Origin of the sequence: Ruegeria sp. HU-ET01832, assembly GCF_040371315.1 — a bacterium.
Classification (GTDB): domain Bacteria; phylum Pseudomonadota; class Alphaproteobacteria; order Rhodobacterales; family Rhodobacteraceae; genus Ruegeria; species Ruegeria lacuscaerulensis_A.
The window spans coordinates 17,479-39,605 of sequence record NZ_BAABWL010000005.1; the positions used below are offsets into that span (position 1 = coordinate 17,479).

A 22,127-nucleotide genomic window follows, 5' to 3' on the forward strand; every position below is an offset into this window, starting at 1 on the left:
AATCTCCCTCTCGTATCTGGTCAGAAAGACCTCATAACGCTTGCACATAGCCGCCGCGCGACCTAAGAGCCAACCATGAGCCAGACATCCCATGACCGCCTATTGATCATAGACTTCGGCAGCCAGGTAACGCAGCTTATCGCCCGTCGCCTGCGCGAGCTTAACGTCTACTGCGAAATCCACCCCTACCAGAATGTTACTATGGACTTTGTGCGCCAGATGGCACCCAAGGCTGTAATCTTCTCAGGCGGACCGGACAGCGTCACACGCGAGGGCTCACCCCGCGCCCCGCAAGAAATTTTCGACTATGGCGTGCCGATCCTTGGCATCTGCTACGGCCAGCAAGTGATGATGCACCAACTGGGTGGCAAGGTCGAAAGCGGCCACGGTACTGCCGAATTCGGTCGTGCCTTCGTCACTCCCAAGGGTCAGCTGGACATTCTGGACGGTTGGTTCGCCGAGGGTGACGAGCAGGTCTGGATGAGCCATGGCGATCACGTCAGTGAAATCGCTCCGGGGTTTGAGGTGTTCGGGACGTCTCCAAATGCGCCCTTTGCCATCACCGCCGACAGCGCGCGCCATTTCTATGCAGTACAGTTCCACCCCGAGGTGCACCACACCCCCAAAGGTGCGAAACTGTATGAGAATTTCGTCAAACTGGCCGGGTTCAGCGGCGACTGGACCATGGACGCCTATCGCGAGCAGATGATCGAACAAATCCGCGAACAGGTGGGCGAAAAGAAAGTCATTTGCGGTCTGTCTGGCGGCGTCGACAGCTCGGTCGCAGCGATCCTGATCCACGAGGCGATCGGCGACCAGTTGACCTGTGTGTTCGTCGACCATGGGTTGCTGCGCAAGAACGAGGCCGAGGAAGTCGTCGGCATGTTCCGCGACAACTATAACATCCAGCTAATCCACGCCGATGAAAGCGAGCTGTTCCTTGGTGAGCTGGAAGGCCAGTCCGACCCCGAGACCAAACGCAAGATCATCGGCAAGCTGTTCATCGACGTGTTCCAGAAACACGCCGACACCATCGACGGGGCCGAGTTCCTGGCACAAGGTACGCTCTACCCCGATGTCATTGAATCGGTGTCCTTTTCCGGCGGCCCCTCGGTCACGATCAAGTCGCACCACAATGTCGGCGGCCTGCCCGAGAAAATGGGCCTGAAGCTGGTTGAACCCCTGCGCGAACTGTTCAAGGACGAGGTCCGCGCTTTGGGCCGCGAACTGGGCCTGCCTCAGAGTTTCATCGGTCGTCACCCCTTCCCCGGCCCCGGCCTGGCGATCCGCTGCCCTGGCGAAATCACCCGCGAAAAGCTGGAAATTCTACGCGAGGCAGATGCCGTCTATATCGACCAAATTCGTAAACACGGCCTTTATGACGAGATTTGGCAGGCCTTCGTGGCTATCCTGCCCGTGCGCACCGTGGGTGTAATGGGTGACGGGCGCACTTATGACTATGCCTGCGCCCTTCGGGCCGTGACCTCGGTCGATGGTATGACCGCAGATTACTACCCCTTCACCCATGAATTCCTGGGCGAAACCGCCACGCGGATCATCAACGAGGTCAAGGGCATCAACCGATGCACTTATGACATCACCTCGAAGCCTCCGGGCACAATCGAATGGGAATGACGCAAAAAGCCGGGCCATCGCCCGGCTTTTTTGTTTCTGCGCGACAGATTTCCGGTTACGTATCAGAACAATACACATCAGAGTTAACAGGGCCTTGCATGGAAACTTCCAGACCGCAAATCGGCAAGGCCGCTTTATGGATGGTCGGTGCGATCGCTTCGTTTTCCTCAATGGCGGTAGCCGGACGCGAGCTGAGCGTGACGCATGACACGTTCGAAATCATGTTCTACCGCAGCATTGTCGGCATCTTGGTGGTCGGCCTTGTTCTTACGGCAACCGGCAGTTGGCATCAGGTCTCAACACACAGGCTGGGGCTGCACGGCGTTCGGAACGTGTTGCATTTCACCGGGCAAAATCTGTGGTTTTACGCCGTTTCGGTTATTCCGCTGGCGCAAGTGTTTGCACTGGAATTTACGCAGCCCATCTGGGTGATCCTGTTGTCTCCGCTCCTGCTGGGTGAGCGTTTGACCACAATTCGCGTCCTGTCGGCCCTGATCGGATTCCTCGGTATCCTCATCGTGGCGCGTCCGGGGGCCGTTCCCCTCAGCGCAGGCGTAGTGGCCGCCGCCATGTCTGCGATCTTCTTTGCCCTGACGACGATCTCGACAAAAAAACTGACCCAATTCGCAAGCATCGGGTGCATTATGTTCTGGCTGACTGTCATTCAGGCCGGCCTCGGGTTTGCCGCTTCTGCATTCGATGGCCAGATCACCTTGCCGACATTATCAACCGCCCCTTTCCTGCTGCTCGTCGGGCTGGCTGGGTTGCTTGCGCATTTCTGTATTACGAACGCTCTGGCGATTGCTCCGGCCACAGTTGTGGTGCCTTTCGACTTCGCCAGACTGCCGACAATCGCGATTGTCGGGGTGATTCTCTACCAAGAACCACTGGATCACTGGACGCTTTTAGGGGCCGTTGTGATCTTTGCAGGTATCTTTCTGAACGTTCACGCCGAAAATCGTAACAGTTTAGCAACAGTTCCTCGCGACACTCAGCGCAAGTAACGCACCGTCACCAGTTGACGCTAAAATGAACCCCGAGTGAATATTGAGCATCATAAGTAAACACCACACTGCGCGCACTCACATCACAGCACCGCGCAGCATACAGGAAAGTATAAGGGAGGAAATTCATGAAAAAGGCGCTTCTACAAGCGTGCGCTTTGTGCGTTGGCGCGACTGGCGTGCATGCCGCAGGACTTGATCGCAGCGGTCAGGGCATCAACCTGATTTTCGAAGATGGTTCGGTGGTCCAGGCGCGCCTGGGTTACGCAAACCCAGATATCAGCGGTGAGCAGAATGGTGTGGATTCCGGAAACGTCGGTGAAAGCTTTTTCTCTCCGGGTCTGGGCTACAAACGGGCCCTGACGGATAAATTGGATTTTGCGCTTCTTTATGATCAGCCCTTTGGTGCAGACGTTGAGTACCCGTCGAATTACCCGCTTTCTTTAAACCCCCTTGCACCATTTGGTGGACGAACTGATGTTCTGCGTGCAGAAGCCGATGTCGATGCCATCACCGCCGTGCTTCGTTACAAAGTTGGAAACGGTTTCAGCGCACTTGGTGGTATCCGAGGTCAGCGAATTGATGCAAACGTAGCGGTTCCCGCCGTCTTGGGTTACGAGGTGGATTTCGACAACACTACGGATTTTGGATATCTGGTAGGTGTTGCTTGGGAACGTCCTGAAATTGCCGCGCGTGTTTCTTTGGTCTACAATTCTAAGATCACCCACGACATAGGCACTACTGAATCTTTCAATGCTTTGGGACCGACAGGAGTTGTTCTCCAGACCGTGGACTCAACAACCAGGGTCGAGACGCCTCAGTCCATCAACTTGGATTTCCAAACCGGCGTTGCACCTAAAACTCTGGTCTTCGGCTCTGTGCGTTGGGTTGATTGGCCGCAGGCTGACGTTTCGCCTCAGGCGTTCACAGCGCTGCCGCCCAACAGTGATCCACTTGTGAGCTTTGCTGACGAAACGTTCACATACACACTGGGTGTGGGCTATCAGTTCTCGGATGAATTCTCCGGAGCATTCTCCTTGGGCTATGAAAGGGACACAGGCTCCGAGGTGTCCAACCTGGGCCCGACCAATGGTTTCTGGAGCGTCGGTGTCGGTGGCACCTACTCGATTGAGAAAGCTCAGATCTCGGGCGGTATTCGCTACACAGATATCGGCGACGCGACCACAACCACTGGCGGCGAGTTCAGCGGAAACTCGGCCTGGAGCGTCGGTCTGCAGCTGACCTACGCGCTGGACTAATCAGATTAATCCAAACCATTCAAAGGCCCCGCCCAATCGGTGGGGCTTTTTCGCATGTTTCGGGTCGCCTCCAGCCTTGGCGATATGAGAAACAAACATATGGCTGATCAAAAACATCTCTCTGGCCGCGCATGGGCCGAGCTTTTACTTCTGGGGCTGATCTGGGGTGCATCCTTTTTGGCGATCCGCATCGCTTTGGACACAATCCCTGTGATGACTTCTGTTCTGCATCGTGTGTTCTGGGCGATGCTAGCTTTGTGGCTAATAGTCTGGGCAAAACAACAAAGCGTCCCGACCGACCTGCGTACATGGGGTGCGTTTCTTGTCATGGGGCTGCTGAATAACGCTATCCCATTCACCCTTATGGCATGGGGTCAGTTGTATATCGACACCGGGCTGACCTCGATCCTCAACGCGGCCACGGCGGTTTTCGGTGTATTGGTTGCCGCCATGCTGTTCCGGGACGAAAGGCTGACTAAAGCCCGCGCCCTTGGTGTCGGGTTAGGTTTTCTGGGTGTCACTATCGCCATTGGCTGGCGGAACTTTGCGAGCTTTAACATACAAAACGTCGCCCAACTGGCGATCATTGCCGGCGCCCTGTCATACGCTTTCGCCAGCGCATGGGCGAGAGTTACGCTTGCGCATCTTCCCCCAACCGTTGCAGCAGCGGGGATGTTAACTGGAGCTACGGTGGTGATCCTTCCCATAACCTTGATGACCGACGGGATACCCGTGCTCAATCTGCCTGCGATAACGTGGGTCGCGATCACATATTACGCCCTGGTCGCGACCGCAGGTGCGTACCTTTTGTATTACCGCGTTCTGGCTATGGCGGGTGCAGGAAACCTGATGTTAGTAACACTTGTCATTCCGCCCATCGCCATTCTGCTGGGCAGTGTCCTGAGGGACGAAGCCCTTCCGGTACAAGCATATCTAGGTTTTGCGGTTCTCGGACTTGGGCTGCTAATACTTAACCGATCCGCTGCGCGCGATTGACGCCGCCGCTGCCCCGAATTAGCAAGGTCGAAAAAAGGGATAGCGGTCGATGATCTACAATTCGGCGAAAGAGTGGCGGGACGGAGAACGGAAGAAAGTGCTTTTCTTCGGCATGTCAGGGCTTGGCAAAACCTATGTCTCGAATGTCCTGAGGGATTCTGGAGACTGGTTTCACTACTCGATCGATTATCGCATCGGCACACGCTACATGGGCGAATACATTATCGATAACGCCAAAGCCCAAGCCATGAAGGTCCCTTTTCTGCGCGATCTTCTGTTGTCGGATTCGATTTACATTGGCTCGAATATCTCGTTCGAAAACCTGACCCCTGTTGCCGCTTACCTGGGCAAGCCGGGCAATCCTGCGCTCGGCGGGTTGGAACTGTCGGAGTATCGCCGCCGACAAGAGCAGTTTCGCCTGGCCGAAATTCACGCTCTTCTGGACACCGAATATTTCATTGATCGTGCCAAGCGCCTGTACCAATATCCGCATTTCATTTGCGACACGGGCGGTTCTATTTGCGAGTGGGTTGATCCCGATAATGCGCGCGATCCGGTCTTGTCGGAATTGTCGCGCCAGACATTGATGATCTGGTTAAAAGGCGATGAGGATCACACCGCCGAGTTGGTCCGCAGGTTTGACAAAGCCCCTAAACCGATGTCCTACCAGCCAGAGTTCCTGACACGAGTTTGGGAGGAATATCTTGCGGAACAAGGCTGCAGCGCGACCGAGGTCGATCCAGATGCTTTTGTTCGGTGGACCTATGCGCGCGCGTTAGCGCATCGGCAACCGCGCTATCAGGCGATGGCCGACAATTGGGGCGTGACGGTCACTGCAAATGATATGCACAGCGTTCGTGACGCGGGTGATTTCGATGAGTTGATCGAACGCACCCTTGAGACCCGCTCTAACCACGCTTAATTACCGCCTCTACACTGTAACTCCAAAGGCTTGCACTGATGCCAATCAAGATTCCCTCCGACCTGCCCGCATTTGACGTTCTCTCGAAAGAGGGTGTCATGGTCATGGCAGAGGATCAGGCAATGCGTCAGGATATTCGTCCTTTGCGGATCGGGTTGCTGAACCTGATGCCGAAAAAGATTCAGACCGAAAACCAATTCGCCCGCCTGATTGGCGCGACGCCCTTGCAGATCGACTTGTCGTTGATCCGGATGACCGAGCATCGCACGAAAAATACTGCGGCCGAACACATGGCTGAGTTCTACCGCCCGTTTCAGGAAGTCAAAGATCAGAAATTTGATGGCCTGATTATCACCGGCGCACCTATCGAACATCTTGAGTTCAATGATGTCACCTACTGGGACGAAATCAGCGAAGTCTTTGAGTGGACTCAGACAAATGTCCATTCGACTTTTGGCGTTTGTTGGGGTGGAATGGCGATGATCAATCATTTCCACGGTGTCAAAAAGCACATCCTGGACGCCAAGGCGTTTGGATGTTTCCGTCACAGTAATCTTGCACCCGCGTCCCCTTTCTTACGGGGTTTTTCGGACGATTGCGTTATCCCTGTCAGCCGTTGGACAGAAATGAAGCAATCCGAAATCGACACCGCCTCGGGGTTAAAGACGCTTTTGGGCAGTGACGAAGTCGGACCGTGCCTTGTCGAGGATCAAGCCCACCGCGCGATCTATATCTTCAATCATTTCGAATATGACAGTGATACGCTGAAACAGGAATATGACCGCGACGTGGCCAACGGTACCCCAATCAACGTGCCAATGAACTACTACCCTGACGACGATCCAAGTCGCCCGCCGCAGAACCGATGGCGCAGCCATGCGCATTTGCTCTACGGTAACTGGGTCAACGAAATTTATCAGTCCACCCCGTTCGAGATGGAAAACATTGGCCGTTAAAGCGCTTATAACAGTTCTTTTGCTCGTCGCCGTCATCACCACTTGGCGCGAGTCGCACAACAAGGCGCGCGCGGAAACTGCTTTCCCACCAGAGGGCCAGATCATCGACGTTGATGGCGTCGGCATTCACGCTGTCATAATGGGTAATGGCCCCGATGTTGTTTTGATCCATGGATCGAGTGGTAACACACGGGACATGACCTTTGCGCTGGCGCCGATCCTTGCCGAACGCTACCGGGTTATCGTATTCGACCGTCCCGGCCTGGGATATAGCGACAGCTTTAATCCCAACGGGGAAACTATTGTAGAACAAGCGGAAATCTTGCAAAAAGCGGCTGAAAAACTTGGGGCCAAGAAACCTATAGTAGCGGGGCAAAGCTATGGGGGGGCTGTGTCTCTGGCATGGGCAGTGACGCGTCCTGATAACCTTTCAGCGCTGGTCCTGATAGCGCCTGCTGCCATCCCGTGGGAGACACCTCTTGATGGGTTCAACAAGATGGCCTCAACACCAACAGGAAATGTGCTGGCGCTGCCGCTGATCAGCGCGTTTGTTCCGGAATGGTATGTCGAACAAGCTTTGGATCGCGTCTTCGCGCCTCAAACGGCCCCTGAAGGATATGCAGACCATTTTGGCACCGGCTTAACGATCCGTCGTGCTTCGATGCACGCCAACGCCAAGCAACGTGCCAACCTTCTGGAAGAAGTGCGCGCCCTGCAACCCAGCTATAAGAACATCGACGTACCGACCGAGATCGTACACGGCACTGCGGATGACACCGTGGGTCTGGGTTGGCACTCACATCGCTTGATCGAACAGATTCCCGGCGCAGAGCTGATCGAGCTTGAGGGCATTGGCCACATGCCGCAGGTCGTCGCAGCCCCCGAAGTCGCCGCAGCCATTGATCGCGCAGCCCAAAGGGCAGGTTTGCGTTAATTCGCCGGCTAATCCATAGTAAGTTATGGGTTTTATTGTGAGGTGAGGTATGGCCCGGTCTGAAAAAGGCTCTATTGAAAAATACTTTCGTAAAGAAGCGCCAAAGGATGTCCGCTCGGCCATCGAGAAATCCGACAAAGACGACATCCTCAATCCATCATACCCTTACAACGAGCGCATGAAGCGTAAGGACTATGACAAGCAGATGGAGGCTCTGCAGGTCGAGCTAGTCAAAATGCAATCTTGGGTAAAAGAGTCCGGCAGCCGCATCGCGCTTATTTTCGAAGGCCGCGATGCCGCAGGTAAAGGCGGTACAATCAAACGGTTCCGAGAAAACCTTAACCCGCGCGGGGCACGCAATGTTGCGCTCAGTAAACCCTCGGATCAGGAACGCAGCCAATGGTATTTCCAACGCTATATCCAACATCTACCTGCGGCGGGAGAAATCGTGTTTTTTGACCGCAGCTGGTACAACCGCGGCGTTGTCGAAAACGTTTTCGGTTTTTGCGAAGCTGTTGAACGCGAAAAATTTTTCCGACAGGTCCTGCCGCTTGAGACCGGGCTGGTCAATGACGGTATCCAGTTGTTTAAGTTTTGGTTGAATGTCGGTCGCGCCGAACAGTTGAACCGGTTTCTTGCGCGCGAAACTGACCCCCTCAAACAATGGAAACTTAGTCCCATTGATGTCGCTGGGCTTAGTAAGTGGGATGAGTACACGCAATCGATCAGCGAAACACTGACCCGCAGCCATTCTGACCACTGTCCCTGGACGATTGTTCGTTCCGACGACAAGAAACGCGCGCGTTTGGCTGCAATCCGGACGGTTCTGCACGCGGTTGACTATGATGAAAAAGACGCAGATGCCATCGGTGAAAATGACCCGAAAATCTGTGGCGGTCCGGACATCTGGGATGCATGAGTGTTCCACTGTTGCTATTGGACGAAGCCCGGTCACGGATTATGTCGAAATAACAACAAACAACGACAACAAAGGCAGCTGATCAGGAGATGACGAAACGCGGGTATCACCACGGCAATCTAAAACAAGCGCTGATCGAGGCTGCTTTGTCGCTGATTGAAAAGAAGGGCCCGACCGGCTTCACCTTATCCGAGGCCGCAAAGACTGCCGGGGTTACACCCGCTGCAGTGTATAGGCACTATCAGGGTCGCGAGGATCTGATTGCTGAGGCAGCTCGTCAGGGTTTCGAGATGTTCGCGGATCTGATGCAATATGCCTACGACAAGGGGCAACCGTCAGCTTTGGCCGCGTTCGAGGCGACCGGTCGGGCCTATCTGGCTTTTGCCCGCAAGCATCCCGGTCACTACATCGCGATGTTCGAAAGTGGCATTTCGCTCAATCGTACGCCGGAACTTTCACTGGCCGCGAACCGCGCCAAAAGCGTACTTGAAAAGGCCGCCTCTGACCTGTCCCAACATATCCCACCAGAAAAGCGCCCTCCGGCCTCGATGTTCAGCGCTCATATCTGGGCCATGAGCCACGGGGTGGTAGAGCTGTTTGCGCGCAATACTGGTGCAAGCTCTCCCTTCCCGCCCGAGGACTTGTTGGAATCAGGGATAGGCATCTATTTGCGCGGACTGGGACTGGTGCCACCCGACGAATGACGATGACTAAAACAAATGCCGGGGCTGTGGCATGCTCAAACCCGACGTCACATTGATCAGATCCATCTCGCCCATACCCTTGATGTCAACGCGTCCTAAGTCGGAGACCTGAAACTCGTCGATCAACGCATATTTCATCTCTTCCGGAGCGACAATATTCATTGGGTTGGCAAAGACTTGCAGCCGAGACGCAATGTTAACCGCAGGTCCGAACACATCGTAGACGTATTTCTGAATCCCAACCACAGATCCCACGGCGGGGCCCATTCCCAGACCAATTCTTGCCTGCCACTTGTGCGGGTGGCTTTCGTTGCGACGTTCCAAGTACCGCAAGAACCGGACTGCACAATGTGCAACTGCGGTCGCATGGTCCGGCGTAGCATCCGGCATCCCGGATACAGCAAGATACGCGTCGCCGATGGTCTTGATCCTCTCGCAGCCAAATTGTTCGACGATGCGGTCAAAAGCTGTGAAAATGTCGTTCAATTCACTCAGTGTAACCGTCGGATCCGTCTTGGCGGCAAAGTCGGTGAAGCCCACGAAATCAAGCATAACAACTGAAACTTGATCGTACAGCTGAGGCGTGACAACGCCAAACGTCTTAAATTCTTCATACACAGCGCGCGGCATCAGATTTAGCAAAAGCCGCTCGACCCGCTCTTTTTCCCGCTCCAATTCGCGCGTATTGCGTTCCACCATGGTCGAGTAACTGTCGATCATGCTTTCCAGTTCACGAATGCGGGTGATGTTCTGGCACTCAATGACCAAAAGCTGCTCTTCCGCGCCGTTGGCCAATGAAATGGCCGTCGCGAAGACCAAAGTCCTGCGCTTTGGCTTCAGTTGCATTTCGAAGGAATAGCGCAACCCCGATTGCTTGACGTCTTCCAACTCACGCTGATCAAGGGTCGGGAAAACGTCCAACAGAGTTTGGCCCTCAGCCGGTGTGCCGAACCATTCTGAAAACGGACCATTGTAAAAGACAAAGCCAAGGTCCGAGGCGCGAACAACCGCAACACCGACTCCGATAGCGCGCAACAGTTGCTCATTTATTGCTAAAATGCTCATGCCGCGCTGCGTGTAACGATTATTCTGCGTTTCGATTCAATGGCTCCCAGCGCGATTTTAACATGAGAGTCATCCATCCCGTGCATTTCAAGCGCCTGCGCAAACAGCGCAGCCATCTCATCAAAATCCTCGTGTGAAATATTGAGGTGCCGATGCACGGCCTCGATACGCTCATCGCTGAACGAAGCGGGTCCACCAACCAAAGAGGATACAAATTTGGTCTGGTGGTCGATCAGACGCGGCATATCGATATCTTCAAAATGCCCTCCGATCTGATCGGAATCCAAGGCCATTTCATAGAACGTCATAACGATCCGACTGATCGTTTTGAACCCACCGTAGCGTTCGTAAATCGTCTGACTCATGCTGCGAACCCGTGCGCCACCCGTAAACAACACCACAACGTTATATCAAACTGACAGTTTTGTTAACGCTAATACGTGCAGAAAGCACCGAATGGGCTCGCGGCACCACAAAACGACGCGCCTAAACGTTGAGATCGCCCGCACAAGGAATAAAGCCAACAAAGCCGCCCTTCCGGATCAGCCGCTTTTGGCCACCCATCCGCCAATACAGTTTCCGCTGTGCGGCCAAAAGCTCTCGTCGCAAGCGGAACCAAGTGGGCCCTTTGTCCAGGCCGCTGTTGGTTTTACGATCCCTAGAGCGTTCGCTGACCTTAACATCCTCTTGCGTCTGTTCCTGATGCTGAGACCAGATAACCTGCACACCGACGGCCGGAAAGCACTGAAACATGCGCCAATCCGCACGCGGGATCGAGACGAAGTCATCCAGGTGGTCGGAATAGGCGGTGGACCAGGCCAATAGCTTACGGCAGGCGGCATTCGACAAGACATACGCAGCAGCGCTTGGTGCCATCTCCAACATCGGTCGCACGTCAACTGCGCCAACGGTCTGAAGGGCCCCAAATCGCAACTCTCGGGGGGAATAATCAAGCTTCACAAAATCAAACTTGGAACTTTCATTCAGAATATTGGTGACAACGCGTCCTGCACTGCTGGACATTTCCACGTCATCCTCAAAAACAGCCACAGCCCCCAAGTCCTGATCAACGGCGGCTTGCCAAACGGCACGGTGGCTTTCGAAACAGGCGATCTCGCTTTGCTTCAGCCCCCAACGGCTACCAGTGCCGGGAACATAGCTGTTCTGGTCCAACGCGCCAGTTCGCTGCCCGTCAACGGCACTGAAACGGACGGCAGCGGACAGGCCAGCGTGCGCGAACTGCCGTTCCATAAAATCCCGACGGGCGGGAACACGATCCAGATTGATGTAGAACACACCTGTCTTGGGTGGCAGTTCGTGCTGTCCCACGGCAATTCCTTTCAGACCTTTCGCTCAGATAGACACCCTTGGCGGGCGACATTCAACCCATCCACCCCTCAAAGAAAACTATCCTGCTTAAGACAACGCTTCTAAGCTGCAACGGACAAACAAGAAACGGGAATCGCGCTATGTCGTCTCATGGGTATGCAAGTGGCCGTCTGAACCTGCCATTCGTCGGTATTTCGACCTTTGGCAAGTCACCTTATGTCGAGGATTGGGACCAGATCGACGCTGATGTGGCGATCATGGGCGCACCCTTCGATTTCGGCACACAATGGAGATCCGGCGCTCGGTTCGGGCCACGTGCGGTGCGTGAGGCGTCGACACTGTTCAGCTTTGGCCATGCCGGGGCGTATGATCACGAGGATGACGCGACCTATCTGGATAGCTCGGTCCGGATGGTCGATATCGGCGACGCGGATATCATCCACACCAAGACCGAGGAAAGCCACGCCAATATCCAGTTCGGGGTCCAGAAGATTCTGGACGCAGGCGCCCTGCCCGTCACCATCGGCGGAGATCACTCAATCAACATCCCCTGCATCAATGCTTTTTCTGACGATTGCGCGGAAAATGGTCCGATCCATGTGGTTCAGATCGACGCCCATCTGGATTTCGTGGATGAACGCCACGGGGTCACTGCCGGCCACGGCAACCCGATGCGGCGCGCGATTGAGAAAGACTACGTCTCGGGCATAACGCAGTTGGGCATCCGCAATGTGTCCTCAACCGCAAAGGAAGGCTATGAGGATGCCCGCGCCCGAGGGTCTGATATCCTGTCTGTTCGACAGGTCCGCAAACTGGGAACCGAGGGTGTCTTGGCGCGCATCCCCGAAGGCACGCGGTATTATGTGACGATTGATATCGACGCTTTTTGCCCATCGATTGCGTCGGGCACCGGCACGCCCAGCCACGGGGGGTTTCTGTATTATGACGTGCTGGAAATCCTTCAAGGTCTGGCGCAACGCGGCGATGTGGTCGGTATTGATCTGGTCGAAGTTGCGCCGAATTACGACCCTACTGAGAGCACGCAGATTCTGGCCGCGCAGGTGTTGCTGAACTTTATCGGGTTCATTTTTCATGAGCGTGGCAAGAGGGGCTAAGCGCCCCTCCTGCGTTTTGAGTCAGGTGATCGTGTTGTGTTCCGGCCCATAAGGGAAGCCGGTGATGTTTTCGGCCCCGTCCTCGCCGACAACCAGAATGTCATGCTCACGATAGCCACCGGCACCGGGCTGTCCTTCGGGAATCCACAGCATCGGCTCGATCGACACGACCATGCCGGGTTCCAATACGGTGTCGATATCTTCACGCAGCTCCAGCCCTGCCTCGCGCCCATAGTAATGGCTGAGAACGCCGAACGAGTGGCCATAGCCGAAGGAGCGATATTGCAGCAGCCCCTCATCTGCAAAGAACCGGTTGATCTCGGCGGTGATGCCCGAGCAAGTCGCGCCGGGTTTGATCAGGCTTAGACCAAGTTCATGCGCGGCCACATTGGCCTTCCAGATGCGCAGGCTGTCGGCGTCTGGTTCGCCCAGAAACAGGGTGCGCTCCAACGCGGTGTAATAGCCCGAGATCATCGGGAAGGTGTTCAGCGACAGGATATCGCCCTTTTGCAACGCCCGCTTGGTCACCGGGTTATGCGCGCCGTCCGTATTCAGGCCTGACTGGAACCAGACCCAGGTGTCGCGGTATTCGGCATCCGGGTAAGCGCGCGCGATCTCAGCCTCCATCGCATCGCGCCCGGCCATGGCGATCTCGATCTCGGTTGCGCCTTCACGGATCGCGGCGTGGATGGCGGCCCCACCCACATCTGCGGTGCGCGCACCGCCCTTGATCAACTCGATCTCTTCTGCCGATTTCACCATGCGAGCGGCCATCGTATCAGCGGCCACATCCACCAGCTCGGGCTGGCCCAGCATCGCCAGCGCCGTGTCACGCGCGGCCAGCGTCATGTGGTCGCCTTCGATCCCGATCCGCTTGGCACCGCCGATCAGGCTGGCCACCGCGCGCCAGTAATTGTCGCGCTTCCAGTCGGTGTAGATCACGTTTTCTTCGACCGAGCGTCGCCACGGCTGGCCCGCGTCAATATTCGCCGACACCGTCGTGCACGCGTCCTGCGTCACCACGCAGCCATAAGGACGGCCAAAGGCGCAATACAAAAAGCCCGAGTAATAGGCGATATTGTGCATCGAGGTCAGCAGCACCGCCGGAATATCGCGTGCGGTCATCATGGCGCGCAGGCCCGACAGGCGGCGGTCATATTCGGCCTTACTGAACGGCAACGGGGCCTTATCGCCATTGTGGCTGGTGAAGAACTCGGGGCGGTTTGTCAGGTCTGTCATCATGCTCTCTCCTGCAATGCCGGACGAAAGGTGCCCGGCCACAAGTCCCGGCGTTCAGGACAAGCGGCCTCGGGAACCGAGAGCCATGCGCCCGTATAGATGTCACGACGCCATCGTGACCGGACTGCATATCGCAATGGCTAAATCACGCCGCGGCGCGCGTCAAGCGGGGGAAAGCCCCCGCAGACGCTCGGACCGGCGGCGCAGCAATTCAACCGTGGTCAACAGCGCGATTGAGATTACCACAAGGATTGTCGCCACCGCCAAAATGGTCGGGCTGATCTGTTCGCGCAGACCTGTGAACATCTGCCATGGCAGCGTTTTCTGGCTGGCCGAACCGACGAACAGCACCACAACCACCTCATCAAACGAAGTGATAAAGGCGAACAAGCCACCTGAGATTACACCCGGCAGGATCAGCGGCATCTGGATCTTGAAGAAGGTCCGCACCGGCCCTGCCCCCATGTTCGCCGCTGCACGGGTGAGCGACTGATCAAAGCCGACCAAGGTCGCCGTCACAGTGATGATCACGAACGGAATACCCAGAACCGCGTGGGCAAGGATAACCTTCACATAGCCCACAAAGTTCTTGTCCATGCCCAGCGTTCCTTCAAGGAACCGGCCGATATCGCTGTAGAAAAAGAACATGCCGGTGGCCGAGATGATCAGCGGAACGATCATGGGTGAAATCAGGATACCCATAATCGCCCGTTTGCCCGGAACGTGGCTCTGGCTGAGGCCGATGGCCGCCAGTGTGCCCAGCGACACGGAGATGATCGTCGCAATCGGCGCGATGATCAACGAGTTCTTGAAGCTGCGCTGCCATTCATTGTTGGTGAAGAAGTCACGGTAATGCTTCAGCGAATAGCCTTCGGGGTCCAGCCGCAGCATTTCAGGCGTGAAGGTAAAGAAATCCTGCGCGTTGAACGACAGTGGCAAAACCACAAGGATCGGTGTGATCAGGAACACAAATATCGCACCGCAGATCACCCGGAACGTATAGTGCCAGAACACCTGTCGACCGGTCATATAAGGCAGAAGTTTTTGGCGGTATCGCCCTTCGTAAAGCCAGAAGATGAAGAAGGCAAAAAACCACCCCACCAACAAGCCGATGATCAGGCCAGTCACCCCAGCGAACACAAAGCCCAACACGCCCATCCCAAGAATCGTGATCCAGCGGGCGACACGCTCATTGTCCAGGACATTCATGTAAAGCCAAGCCAGACCCGCCATCAGAGCGGCTCCGATCACGATCCCCAGCAGGACACTGCCCTGCCCGGCGCCGACGAACATACCGACGAAACCTCCGGCGATGGCCACAGCGGGCAGAACCACCGACATGGGTTTGCGGGATATTGGTGTTAGTGCTGCCATCGTCTTTATCCCAGCTTCACGTTGTCGATGCCTACGATCTTGTCATAGCACCAGTAGAGTAACAGAACGACCGCCAGCAGGATCGTCCCGAGCGCAGCCGCCAATCCCCAGTTCAGCGAGGATGAGATGTGGTACGCAATCCGGTTCGAGATAAAGACACCTTTCGTGCCGCCAACGATTTCCGGCGTGATGTAGTAGCCGATGGCAAGGATGAACACGAGGATCGACCCCGCACCAATGCCCGGGATAGATTGCGGGAAGTAGATGCGCCAGAAGGTCGTCCAGTTGGTCGCTCCCATGGATTTCGCGGCGCGGGTGTAGGATTCAGGAATGGTCTGCATCACCGAATACATCGGTAATATCATGAACGGCAGCAGGATATGCGTCATCGCGATAATCGTGCCGAACTGGTTGTTGATGATCACCAATCGCGCGTCATCCGCTACCAATCCCAGCCAGACCAGCGTTTCGTTGATCACCCCCTGCTGCTGCAACATCACCTTCCACGCAGACGTTCGCACCAGAAGTGATGTCCAGAACGGCAGCAACACAAGGATCATCAGCAGGTTCGACACCCGCATCGGCAGGGTCGCCAGAATATATGACACCGGATAGGCAAGTAGGATGCACGAAGCAGTGATGATCAGCGACATCATCAGCGTACGCCCAAACAGCTTGATTAGGATCTGTTTGTCCTCAGGCTGCGCCTGCGCACCTTCGGGCGTACGGCGCATGTCGATTGCGTTCAGGAAATATCCGTTGGTGATCGGAACAGCGTGGGTCTTGATGGTGCGCCAGGTTTCGACATCCCCCCAACCGTCGTGAATGTCGATCAGCTTGTCCTTGAACGGGCCATCGGTTTCAGGGTCAAGTTTTTTAATCTGGCGGCCCGAGCGACGGAACATCGAGGACATACCCGTCTGCTCATAGTTCAGGCGCGAGCCAAGCCGTGTGTGTGTCTTTTCGTCAATGGCAACGACCATATCTTTCGTGAACGCGGCGTATAATGCCTCATCCGGTAGTTCGCCGCTTTCCGCATCCCAGTTCTTCAACTCGACCACGGTCAGGGGCAGCGTATCAGCCACAATCCCGTTCTCGACCGAACGGAACAACATGGACACGATCGGGATTACAAAGGACAACAGCACAAACAGCAGCAACGGCGCAATAAGGGCCAGCGCCCTAAGTTTGCGACGTCTTAACGACCGCGCCAGCGATTTTTTCAGAGGCGTGCCGTCAGCGGCCAGCATCGGACCTGATTGAGTTGCGTCAGTCATCTGCGTCCCTTGGTCTTTTGGTGGGTTGGGGCCAAAACCGGCCCCAACCATTTGTCACAAAAGGCTTATTGTGCCAGCCACGCCTGGAACTTGGCGTCGATATCGTCACGGTAGTCTGCCCAGAACTCGTAGTTATACAGGAACGTATTCTTGGCGTTTTCCGGGTCGGTCGGCATGTGCGGTGCCATGTCGATGCCCAGATCGGCGTGCTGACCAACCAGCGGCGCCGACGAGGCACGGGCCGGACCGTACGAGATGTACTTGGCCTGATCCGCCAGACGCTGGGTGTCAGTGGCGAACATGATGTAGTCCAGCGCGCGCTGCTGACGCTCTTCGCTCAGACCGGCGGGGATGATCCAGCCATCCAGATCGAATACCTGCGCGTCCCACAGCATGGCGACGGGCTGTTTCTGCTCTTCGATCACGCTGAACAAACGACCGTTATAGGTCGAGCCCATGATGACTTCGCCGTCGGCCAGCAACTGCGGTGTGTCGGCACCGGCAGACCACCAGACAACGCTGTCCTTAATAGTATCCAGCTTGGCCAGAGCCTGATCCTGACCTTCCGGTGTCGCCAGAACGTCATAGACGTCGTCCTTGGCTACACCATCACACAGAAGCGCCCATTCCATATTGTTGATCGGACGCTTTTCCAGCGAACGTTTGCCGGGATAGTTTTCCAGATCGAACACGGCGCAGATCTCGGTCGGAGGCGTGTCACCCACCAGATCGGTACGATAGCCGAAAGTGGTCGAGTACACGATCTGCGGGATAAAGCAGTCACTGACCAACAGATCACCGAAATCTTCGGATGCTGGTGTCCCGTCAGGTGCGGCGGCCAGTTGGCTGTCGAAATCGATCTCCATCGCCAGACCTTCGTCGCACAAACGGATCGCATCCGCTGCAACAACATCCACCACATCCCAAGTGATGTTGCCCGCTTCGTTCATCGCGCGCAGTTTGGCCACCGCCTCAGCCGAGCTGTCATCGTTCAGGATGGTGACGCCTGTCTTTTCCGAATAGGGCTCGTGATATGCTTTCAACTGCGACTTGGAATAGGCACCGCCCCAGGACACGATGGTCATTTCTTCGGCCATCGCACCACCGGCTACGGCAGCAACCGCACTTGCCATAAGAGTGGTTTTAACTTTCATGTTTAACTCCCTGTTATACCCGTTACTTTTACTTTCTTAGGCCGGATCACGGGGCAAACCGGCCAACTCTTGCCCCGCAGACGCGGGGTATTTGTGACTCAGGCGTCCAGCGCCCTGCAGTCATGGGCCAGCCAGCCGATTTCGACCTCCTGACCGGGAGACAGACGAACCGCGTCCGGCGCGTTGCGGGTTTTGATGATGAAGTCATCGTTCCCAGCAACCGACAGACGAAAGCGGAACACGTCGCCCATATAGATGAACTCTTTCACCGTTGCTTTAAGCGTATGTGCATCAGCGTGCAGACGATCTTTGTTGAATTCAACCCGTTCGGGACGGATCGACACTTTGGTGCGCTCACCCGCAGCTGTCACATTCACCGGTTTAGCGTCAATCTCAGACCCATCGTCCAGCGCAACAACACACGAGTCGCCGTCAATCGACTTAACGACACCTTCCAATGTGTTGTTTTCACCGATAAATTGAGCCACAAAGCTGTTTTCCGGCTCTTCATAAAGCAAATCGGGCGGCGCAAGTTGCTGAATTCGTCCGTCGTCGAAAACAGCCACACGGTCCGACATGGTCAACGCTTCGGTCTGGTCGTGGGTTACGTAAACAGTGGTAATACCCAACTCATGCGCCAGACGCGTGATTTCGAACTGCATATGCTCGCGCAACTGTTTATCCAACGCACCCAACGGCTCGTCCATCAAAACAAGCTCGGGTTCAAAAACTAGTGCGCGGGCCAATGCGATCCGCTGCTGTTGACCACCGGACAACTGAGCGGGGCGCCGGCTGCCAAATGCCCCCATCTGAACCATATCCAGGGCGCGTTTCACTTTTTCTTCGCGCTCGTCCTTGCCGATTTTTCGCACCTCCAACGGGAAAGCGAGATTTTCGGCAACCGTCATGTGCGGGAAAAGCGCATAGTTCTGAAAAACCATGCCGATCCCCCGCTTGTGCGGCGGAATATTGTTGATCGGACGACCATCCAACATGATCTCGCCATGGGTTGCTGTTTCGAACCCGGCCAACATCATAAGGCAAGTAGTTTTGCCTGACCCGGACGGGCCGAGCATTGTCAGGAACTCACCTTTAGGCATTGAAAGATTTAGATCTTTTACGACAAGGATCTCGCCGTCGTAAGATTTCTGGACACGCTGAAACTCGACGAACGCTGCGTCATTAGACATTACCAACTTGGCTCCCCTGTCTGTCCTTGCTTGCCCGGTTTATCCGGATCTCAAGGACCTGTCGGAACCCATTTAAGGACAAGCAGGACGGGCGACGCAACCAAAATATGTCAGGAGAATGACAAAGAAAGCGCCACACGCCTGATATTCAGGCGTCATTCAAGCGTCGCATATGCCACGCAAGGCTTTGATTGCTTGAAAGAACCGGCTTTCCCAGCCGACTTTCAATTTCTGGCAAAGCGTCAAAAGTCCTTAGATTCGTGCAGCTTATAAAAACACCCTCTACCGCCGAATCAGAGCCCAGGTTAAGCGCCGCGTCGACTAGCGATTGGCGGGATATTCGAACAACCTTGGATTCCTCGGACTCACCGAATGAGCCAAAAACGTCCATTGTCACCCCGTTTTTTGCGAAGGCACGGCGTAATGGATCGTTCACTTCTTCGATATAGGGCGACAGCAAAGCGAATTTGGAAACACCTTTTTCCGCAGCGCAGGCGGAAGCTGCACGCAGCGGATTCGTGACGGTCGCAACGTTGCAGGTCTTTTGAACCATGCGCTCGACCATAGCTGAACCGATCACGGAGCTGGCCGAGGTGCAGCCATACCCCACAACCTTATAAGGCCGGACTTTGGGCAATAGATCTGAGGCTGCAGGAAGGGCGTTCTCCATCTGGGCCAGCGTGTCCGTTGTCACCTCTGCGCCGCTGGGAATTCTGGAAACGTAAATCGGCGCGCGGCAATTTGCGAAGTAAGCGCTGAATTCCGGTTCAATCGTTTCGTCCGTCTGCAAGACGATCAAGCCCATGGGGTTGAGCTGCGGGTCGTCCTCTTCCAGTTCATAGGGTAAATAGCTCATATCACAGGCAACTCCGGCCCAAGCCGAGGGGTGATGAACCGCGGCGCGTCTTCTGTAATCACGATGTTCTCTTCGTGAACGAGAATTTTGTCGCCAACGGCTATTCCGGGTTCGAGCGTCAAAACCATGCCGGGTTGCAACACAGTATGATCGTCGGGAATCAACGAAGGCCATTCTGTGAGGGACATCCCCAGGCCATGCCCCAGACGCCCAGCCCCTGTATCCGCATTTTGACGCGACAGAACACTGTTCATTGCATGATGAAGGTCAGAAGCGGTCGCGCCCGGCTTTGCAATCTCGAATGCTGCATCTGACGCCTCAATCAAGGTTGCATACGCAGAACGCACTGACGTCGAGGCCGGACCAATCGACCAGTTTCGGTCGTAGTCACAAAAATACCCGTCCCACACCAAACCAGTGTCCAACATCAAGACATCTCCGTCCTCCATCGCCGTATCTCGGGCCGGAGAGATTACATCCGTATATCCCCCCTGCTCGGCACCGCCCGCAAGATAGGGCACCCAATCGGCGCCTTCCTCCAGACACAGCATTTGGAACTTTCTAAACACCTCATCAACGGCAATGCCAGATCCTGCGATTTCAGGAACATGCTGAAAAGCCCGCGCGGCAATCGCGCACGCGGTTTCGATTTTCGCGATCTCCGCCGTTGATTTGATCATCCGAAGGCCGCGCATAAGTTCCGCATCGCCAGCAACCCTCCGCGAGCCCAATAGCGATTGAAGGCGCAACAAATCGGCCATCGGCATACGGACATGGGTTTCGTGCCCATCAGGCAAACCAATAGTGGCATCCGTCGGAGTGACCTCGATCAGGGTTTCCGCCAACAGACTAACGCCGTCATCCAACAAGTCCGGAGAGCTCCAGGTTCGGATATCGTCGATCCAGGTTTGCCCCATCAGTGCAGCACCAATAGAGGGGATAACGGCAATCGGTTTTCCACTGACCGGAACCACCAGAAACCAAGGTCGGGTCGGGCTTTCCCAAAACCGGGTCAAGTAGCCGGTAAAGTACCGAATCTCGGGTTCAGTTGTCAGCAGCAAGGCAGACAAGTCCGCTTGGGCCATCATCTTTTGTGCACGCTGCAACCGGGCGGTGAACTCAGCAGTGTCGAACCCTCTCATTCCGCAATCTCGGACAGAAAGCACAGAACCTTGGCGTCCGCACCAATTCCTAAACGCTGCAGCACTTGGGCATTCATGGCAGCGGCAATCCCTGCCCCACCGGATGCCGTCGTTGCCACCCCAGTCGCCGCCATCGCAGGCAAATGCTGAACAACATCGTCATCGGTCAAAGTCAAAAACGCGTCGGCATCTCTGGCCAAGCCGTTCAGAGCGATCAACGAAGGTTCCTTGCAATCCAGACGTCCCATTATGCTGTCAGGGCCATCCGCGAAAACGCAGGCCCCGGCCTCGATACTGGCCTGTAGCGCGGGGGCGGACTCGGGCTCGACCACGATGATTTTGGGCGCGTCACCCCAGACATGGCGCGCATAGGCCGCCACCGCGCCGGCCAGCCCGCCAACCCCGGCCTGCAACATGATGTGGCTGGGCATTTCCGGACATTGACGCACGGCCTCGGCAGCCATCTGCAGATACCCCTCCATAAGCATATGCGGAATTTCGATATATCCGTCCCAAGAACTGTCGGACAGCAACGTCCACCCGTTTTCCTGCGCGGCTTGGTTGGCGGCCTCCATACTGGCGGCATAATCGACGCCTTGGCGCACAACCTGCGCCTTTTGCGCGCGGAGGCGGTCCGCGAAACGCTCCGGTACAGTTTCGGCGATATAGACGACCGCCTGCGCGCCAAATGCCCGCGCGCCTGCGGCGACGCTCATGCCATGGTTTCCTGCACTGGCCGTCACATAGGTTCGACTGTTCAATGTATTGCGGTCCGGCGCATCCGTTGCCTCGGCCGCATGTCGCGCGATTACGTAGGCCGCCCCAAGCGCCTTGAAAGACCCAAGATTCATGCGGCCGCGCTCGTCCTTGATCCAAAGATTGGCCACGTCGGCAAGCTCTTTTGCATCGACCAATGGAGTTTCACCCGCAGCGGGGCATTGCGACAGAAGATCGGCTACGCGGGCTGCATCAATGGACGGGTACGGAGCAGAAGCGGCAAGTTTCCGGCCTCCGCGATGTGGATTGAGTGTGATCTTCAATGGGGCGTCTTTCCTGA

General features: G+C 55.8%; 21 protein-coding genes. 10 read left to right on the forward strand and 11 right to left on the reverse strand.

The window, feature by feature from the left end; all coding sequences use genetic code 11:
• Positions 1-75: 75 nt before the first annotated feature.
• The 9 genes from guaA (at position 76) to ABWV79_RS15225 (ending at position 9,329) form a co-directional block, all read left to right on the forward strand.
• Positions 76-1,635, forward strand: a complete 1,560-nt coding sequence (gene guaA, locus ABWV79_RS15185) for a glutamine-hydrolyzing GMP synthase (protein ID WP_353392936.1) — start codon at positions 76-78, stop codon at positions 1,633-1,635.
• Between the two features lie 98 nt (positions 1,636-1,733).
• Positions 1,734-2,639, forward strand: a complete 906-nt coding sequence (locus ABWV79_RS15190) for a DMT family transporter (protein WP_353392938.1) — start codon at positions 1,734-1,736, stop codon at positions 2,637-2,639.
• A 128-nt stretch (positions 2,640-2,767) separates the two neighbouring features.
• Complete coding sequence (locus ABWV79_RS15195) at positions 2,768-3,898, forward strand: OmpP1/FadL family transporter (protein ID WP_170353084.1); 1,131 nt, start codon at positions 2,768-2,770, stop codon at positions 3,896-3,898.
• A 99-nt stretch (positions 3,899-3,997) separates the two neighbouring features.
• Entirely contained in the window at positions 3,998-4,894 is an 897-nt protein-coding gene (locus tag ABWV79_RS15200; RefSeq protein WP_353392940.1) for a DMT family transporter, read from the forward strand.
• Between the two features lie 49 nt (positions 4,895-4,943).
• Positions 4,944-5,816 (forward strand): ATPase, encoded by an 873-nt coding sequence (locus tag ABWV79_RS15205; RefSeq protein ID WP_353392942.1) that lies wholly within the window; start codon positions 4,944-4,946, stop codon positions 5,814-5,816.
• Between the two features lie 38 nt (positions 5,817-5,854).
• The gene (metA, locus tag ABWV79_RS15210) at positions 5,855-6,772 is read left to right on the forward strand and encodes a homoserine O-acetyltransferase MetA (RefSeq protein WP_170353081.1); all 918 of its coding nucleotides are present in this window, start codon (positions 5,855-5,857) and stop codon (positions 6,770-6,772) included.
• On the forward strand, positions 6,762-7,706 hold the full coding sequence (locus ABWV79_RS15215; protein WP_353392944.1) for an alpha/beta fold hydrolase: 945 nt from the start codon (positions 6,762-6,764) through the stop codon (positions 7,704-7,706). The genes metA and ABWV79_RS15215 overlap by 11 nt, the downstream gene beginning before the upstream one ends.
• A 49-nt stretch (positions 7,707-7,755) precedes the next feature.
• Positions 7,756-8,625, forward strand: a complete 870-nt coding sequence (gene ppk2 / locus ABWV79_RS15220; protein WP_353392946.1) for a polyphosphate kinase 2 — start codon at positions 7,756-7,758, stop codon at positions 8,623-8,625.
• A gap of 89 nt (positions 8,626-8,714) precedes the next feature.
• Positions 8,715-9,329, forward strand: a complete 615-nt coding sequence (locus ABWV79_RS15225; RefSeq protein WP_353392948.1) for a TetR/AcrR family transcriptional regulator — start codon at positions 8,715-8,717, stop codon at positions 9,327-9,329.
• Positions 9,330-9,335: 6 nt separating this feature from the next.
• Here the strand turns inward: ABWV79_RS15225 and ABWV79_RS15230 are convergent, their stop codons facing one another.
• From ABWV79_RS15230 to ABWV79_RS15240, 3 genes are all read right to left on the reverse strand, one after another.
• Positions 9,336-10,394: an adenylate/guanylate cyclase domain-containing protein gene (locus tag ABWV79_RS15230; protein ID WP_170353077.1), complete on the reverse strand. Its 1,059-nt coding sequence runs from the start codon at positions 10,392-10,394 to the stop codon at positions 9,336-9,338.
• Positions 10,391-10,759 carry a group I truncated hemoglobin gene (locus tag ABWV79_RS15235; protein WP_170750924.1) on the reverse strand — a complete coding sequence of 123 codons (369 nt, stop codon included), beginning with the start codon at positions 10,757-10,759 and terminating at the stop codon, positions 10,391-10,393. The genes ABWV79_RS15230 and ABWV79_RS15235 overlap by 4 nt, the downstream gene beginning before the upstream one ends.
• 121 nt (positions 10,760-10,880) lie before the next feature.
• Positions 10,881-11,723, reverse strand: a complete 843-nt coding sequence (locus ABWV79_RS15240; protein ID WP_353392951.1) for a glycosyltransferase family 25 protein — start codon at positions 11,721-11,723, stop codon at positions 10,881-10,883.
• Positions 11,724-11,863: 140 nt separating this feature from the next.
• On the opposite strand from ABWV79_RS15240, the gene speB reads away from it, so the two are divergent.
• Positions 11,864-12,838: an agmatinase gene (speB, locus tag ABWV79_RS15245; protein ID WP_353392952.1), complete on the forward strand. Its 975-nt coding sequence runs from the start codon at positions 11,864-11,866 to the stop codon at positions 12,836-12,838.
• A gap of 21 nt (positions 12,839-12,859) precedes the next feature.
• On the opposite strand, the gene ABWV79_RS15250 is transcribed toward speB, so the two are convergent.
• The 8 genes from ABWV79_RS15250 to ABWV79_RS15285 all read right to left on the reverse strand — a co-directional run bounded on the left by ABWV79_RS15250 (position 12,860) and on the right by ABWV79_RS15285 (position 22,110).
• Positions 12,860-14,077, reverse strand: a complete 1,218-nt coding sequence (locus tag ABWV79_RS15250) for an aminopeptidase P family protein (RefSeq protein ID WP_353392954.1) — start codon at positions 14,075-14,077, stop codon at positions 12,860-12,862.
• A gap of 162 nt (positions 14,078-14,239) precedes the next feature.
• The gene (locus tag ABWV79_RS15255; protein WP_353392955.1) at positions 14,240-15,451 is read right to left on the reverse strand and encodes an ABC transporter permease; all 1,212 of its coding nucleotides are present in this window, start codon (positions 15,449-15,451) and stop codon (positions 14,240-14,242) included.
• Between the two features lie 5 nt (positions 15,452-15,456).
• Positions 15,457-16,728, reverse strand: a complete 1,272-nt coding sequence (locus tag ABWV79_RS15260) for an ABC transporter permease (RefSeq protein WP_353392957.1) — start codon at positions 16,726-16,728, stop codon at positions 15,457-15,459.
• Between the two features lie 65 nt (positions 16,729-16,793).
• Entirely contained in the window at positions 16,794-17,882 is a 1,089-nt protein-coding gene (locus ABWV79_RS15265) for an extracellular solute-binding protein (RefSeq protein WP_170353070.1), read from the reverse strand.
• A 98-nt stretch (positions 17,883-17,980) separates the two neighbouring features.
• Complete coding sequence (locus ABWV79_RS15270) at positions 17,981-19,072, reverse strand: ABC transporter ATP-binding protein (protein WP_170750912.1); 1,092 nt, start codon at positions 19,070-19,072, stop codon at positions 17,981-17,983.
• A gap of 148 nt (positions 19,073-19,220) precedes the next feature.
• The gene (locus tag ABWV79_RS15275) at positions 19,221-19,928 is read right to left on the reverse strand and encodes a maleate cis-trans isomerase family protein (RefSeq protein ID WP_353392960.1); all 708 of its coding nucleotides are present in this window, start codon (positions 19,926-19,928) and stop codon (positions 19,221-19,223) included.
• Entirely contained in the window at positions 19,925-21,070 is a 1,146-nt protein-coding gene (locus ABWV79_RS15280; protein ID WP_353392961.1) for a M24 family metallopeptidase, read from the reverse strand. The genes ABWV79_RS15275 and ABWV79_RS15280 overlap by 4 nt, the downstream gene beginning before the upstream one ends.
• Entirely contained in the window at positions 21,067-22,110 is a 1,044-nt protein-coding gene (locus tag ABWV79_RS15285; RefSeq protein ID WP_353392962.1) for a pyridoxal-phosphate dependent enzyme, read from the reverse strand. The genes ABWV79_RS15280 and ABWV79_RS15285 overlap by 4 nt, the downstream gene beginning before the upstream one ends.
• Between the last annotated feature and the right edge of the window lie 17 nt (positions 22,111-22,127).

What these genes read in the sequence shown, in the direction of transcription:
- ABWV79_RS15280 (WP_353392961.1), bottom strand. Translation starts at nt 21,070, where the DNA reads ATGAGAGGGTTCGACACTGCTGAGTTCACCGCCCGGTTGCAGCGTGCA.
- ABWV79_RS15255 (WP_353392955.1), bottom strand. Translation starts at nt 15,451, where the DNA reads ATGGCAGCACTAACACCAATATCCCGCAAACCCATGTCGGTGGTTCTG.
- ABWV79_RS15270 (WP_170750912.1), bottom strand. Translation starts at nt 19,072, where the DNA reads ATGTCTAATGACGCAGCGTTCGTCGAGTTTCAGCGTGTCCAGAAATCT.
- ABWV79_RS15205 (WP_353392942.1), top strand. Translation starts at nt 4,944, where the DNA reads ATGATCTACAATTCGGCGAAAGAGTGGCGGGACGGAGAACGGAAGAAA.
- ABWV79_RS15275 (WP_353392960.1), bottom strand. Translation starts at nt 19,928, where the DNA reads ATGAGCTATTTACCCTATGAACTGGAAGAGGACGACCCGCAGCTCAAC.
- ABWV79_RS15190 (WP_353392938.1), top strand. Translation starts at nt 1,734, where the DNA reads ATGGAAACTTCCAGACCGCAAATCGGCAAGGCCGCTTTATGGATGGTC.
- ABWV79_RS15250 (WP_353392954.1), bottom strand. Translation starts at nt 14,077, where the DNA reads ATGACAGACCTGACAAACCGCCCCGAGTTCTTCACCAGCCACAATGGC.
- metA (WP_170353081.1), top strand. Translation starts at nt 5,855, where the DNA reads ATGCCAATCAAGATTCCCTCCGACCTGCCCGCATTTGACGTTCTCTCG.
- ABWV79_RS15235 (WP_170750924.1), bottom strand. Translation starts at nt 10,759, where the DNA reads ATGAGTCAGACGATTTACGAACGCTACGGTGGGTTCAAAACGATCAGT.
- ABWV79_RS15200 (WP_353392940.1), top strand. Translation starts at nt 3,998, where the DNA reads ATGGCTGATCAAAAACATCTCTCTGGCCGCGCATGGGCCGAGCTTTTA.
- speB (WP_353392952.1), top strand. Translation starts at nt 11,864, where the DNA reads ATGTCGTCTCATGGGTATGCAAGTGGCCGTCTGAACCTGCCATTCGTC.
- ABWV79_RS15195 (WP_170353084.1), top strand. Translation starts at nt 2,768, where the DNA reads ATGAAAAAGGCGCTTCTACAAGCGTGCGCTTTGTGCGTTGGCGCGACT.
- ABWV79_RS15230 (WP_170353077.1), bottom strand. Translation starts at nt 10,394, where the DNA reads ATGAGCATTTTAGCAATAAATGAGCAACTGTTGCGCGCTATCGGAGTC.
- ABWV79_RS15265 (WP_170353070.1), bottom strand. Translation starts at nt 17,882, where the DNA reads ATGAAAGTTAAAACCACTCTTATGGCAAGTGCGGTTGCTGCCGTAGCC.
- ABWV79_RS15260 (WP_353392957.1), bottom strand. Translation starts at nt 16,728, where the DNA reads ATGACTGACGCAACTCAATCAGGTCCGATGCTGGCCGCTGACGGCACG.
- guaA (WP_353392936.1), top strand. Translation starts at nt 76, where the DNA reads ATGAGCCAGACATCCCATGACCGCCTATTGATCATAGACTTCGGCAGC.
- ABWV79_RS15225 (WP_353392948.1), top strand. Translation starts at nt 8,715, where the DNA reads ATGACGAAACGCGGGTATCACCACGGCAATCTAAAACAAGCGCTGATC.
- ppk2 (WP_353392946.1), top strand. Translation starts at nt 7,756, where the DNA reads ATGGCCCGGTCTGAAAAAGGCTCTATTGAAAAATACTTTCGTAAAGAA.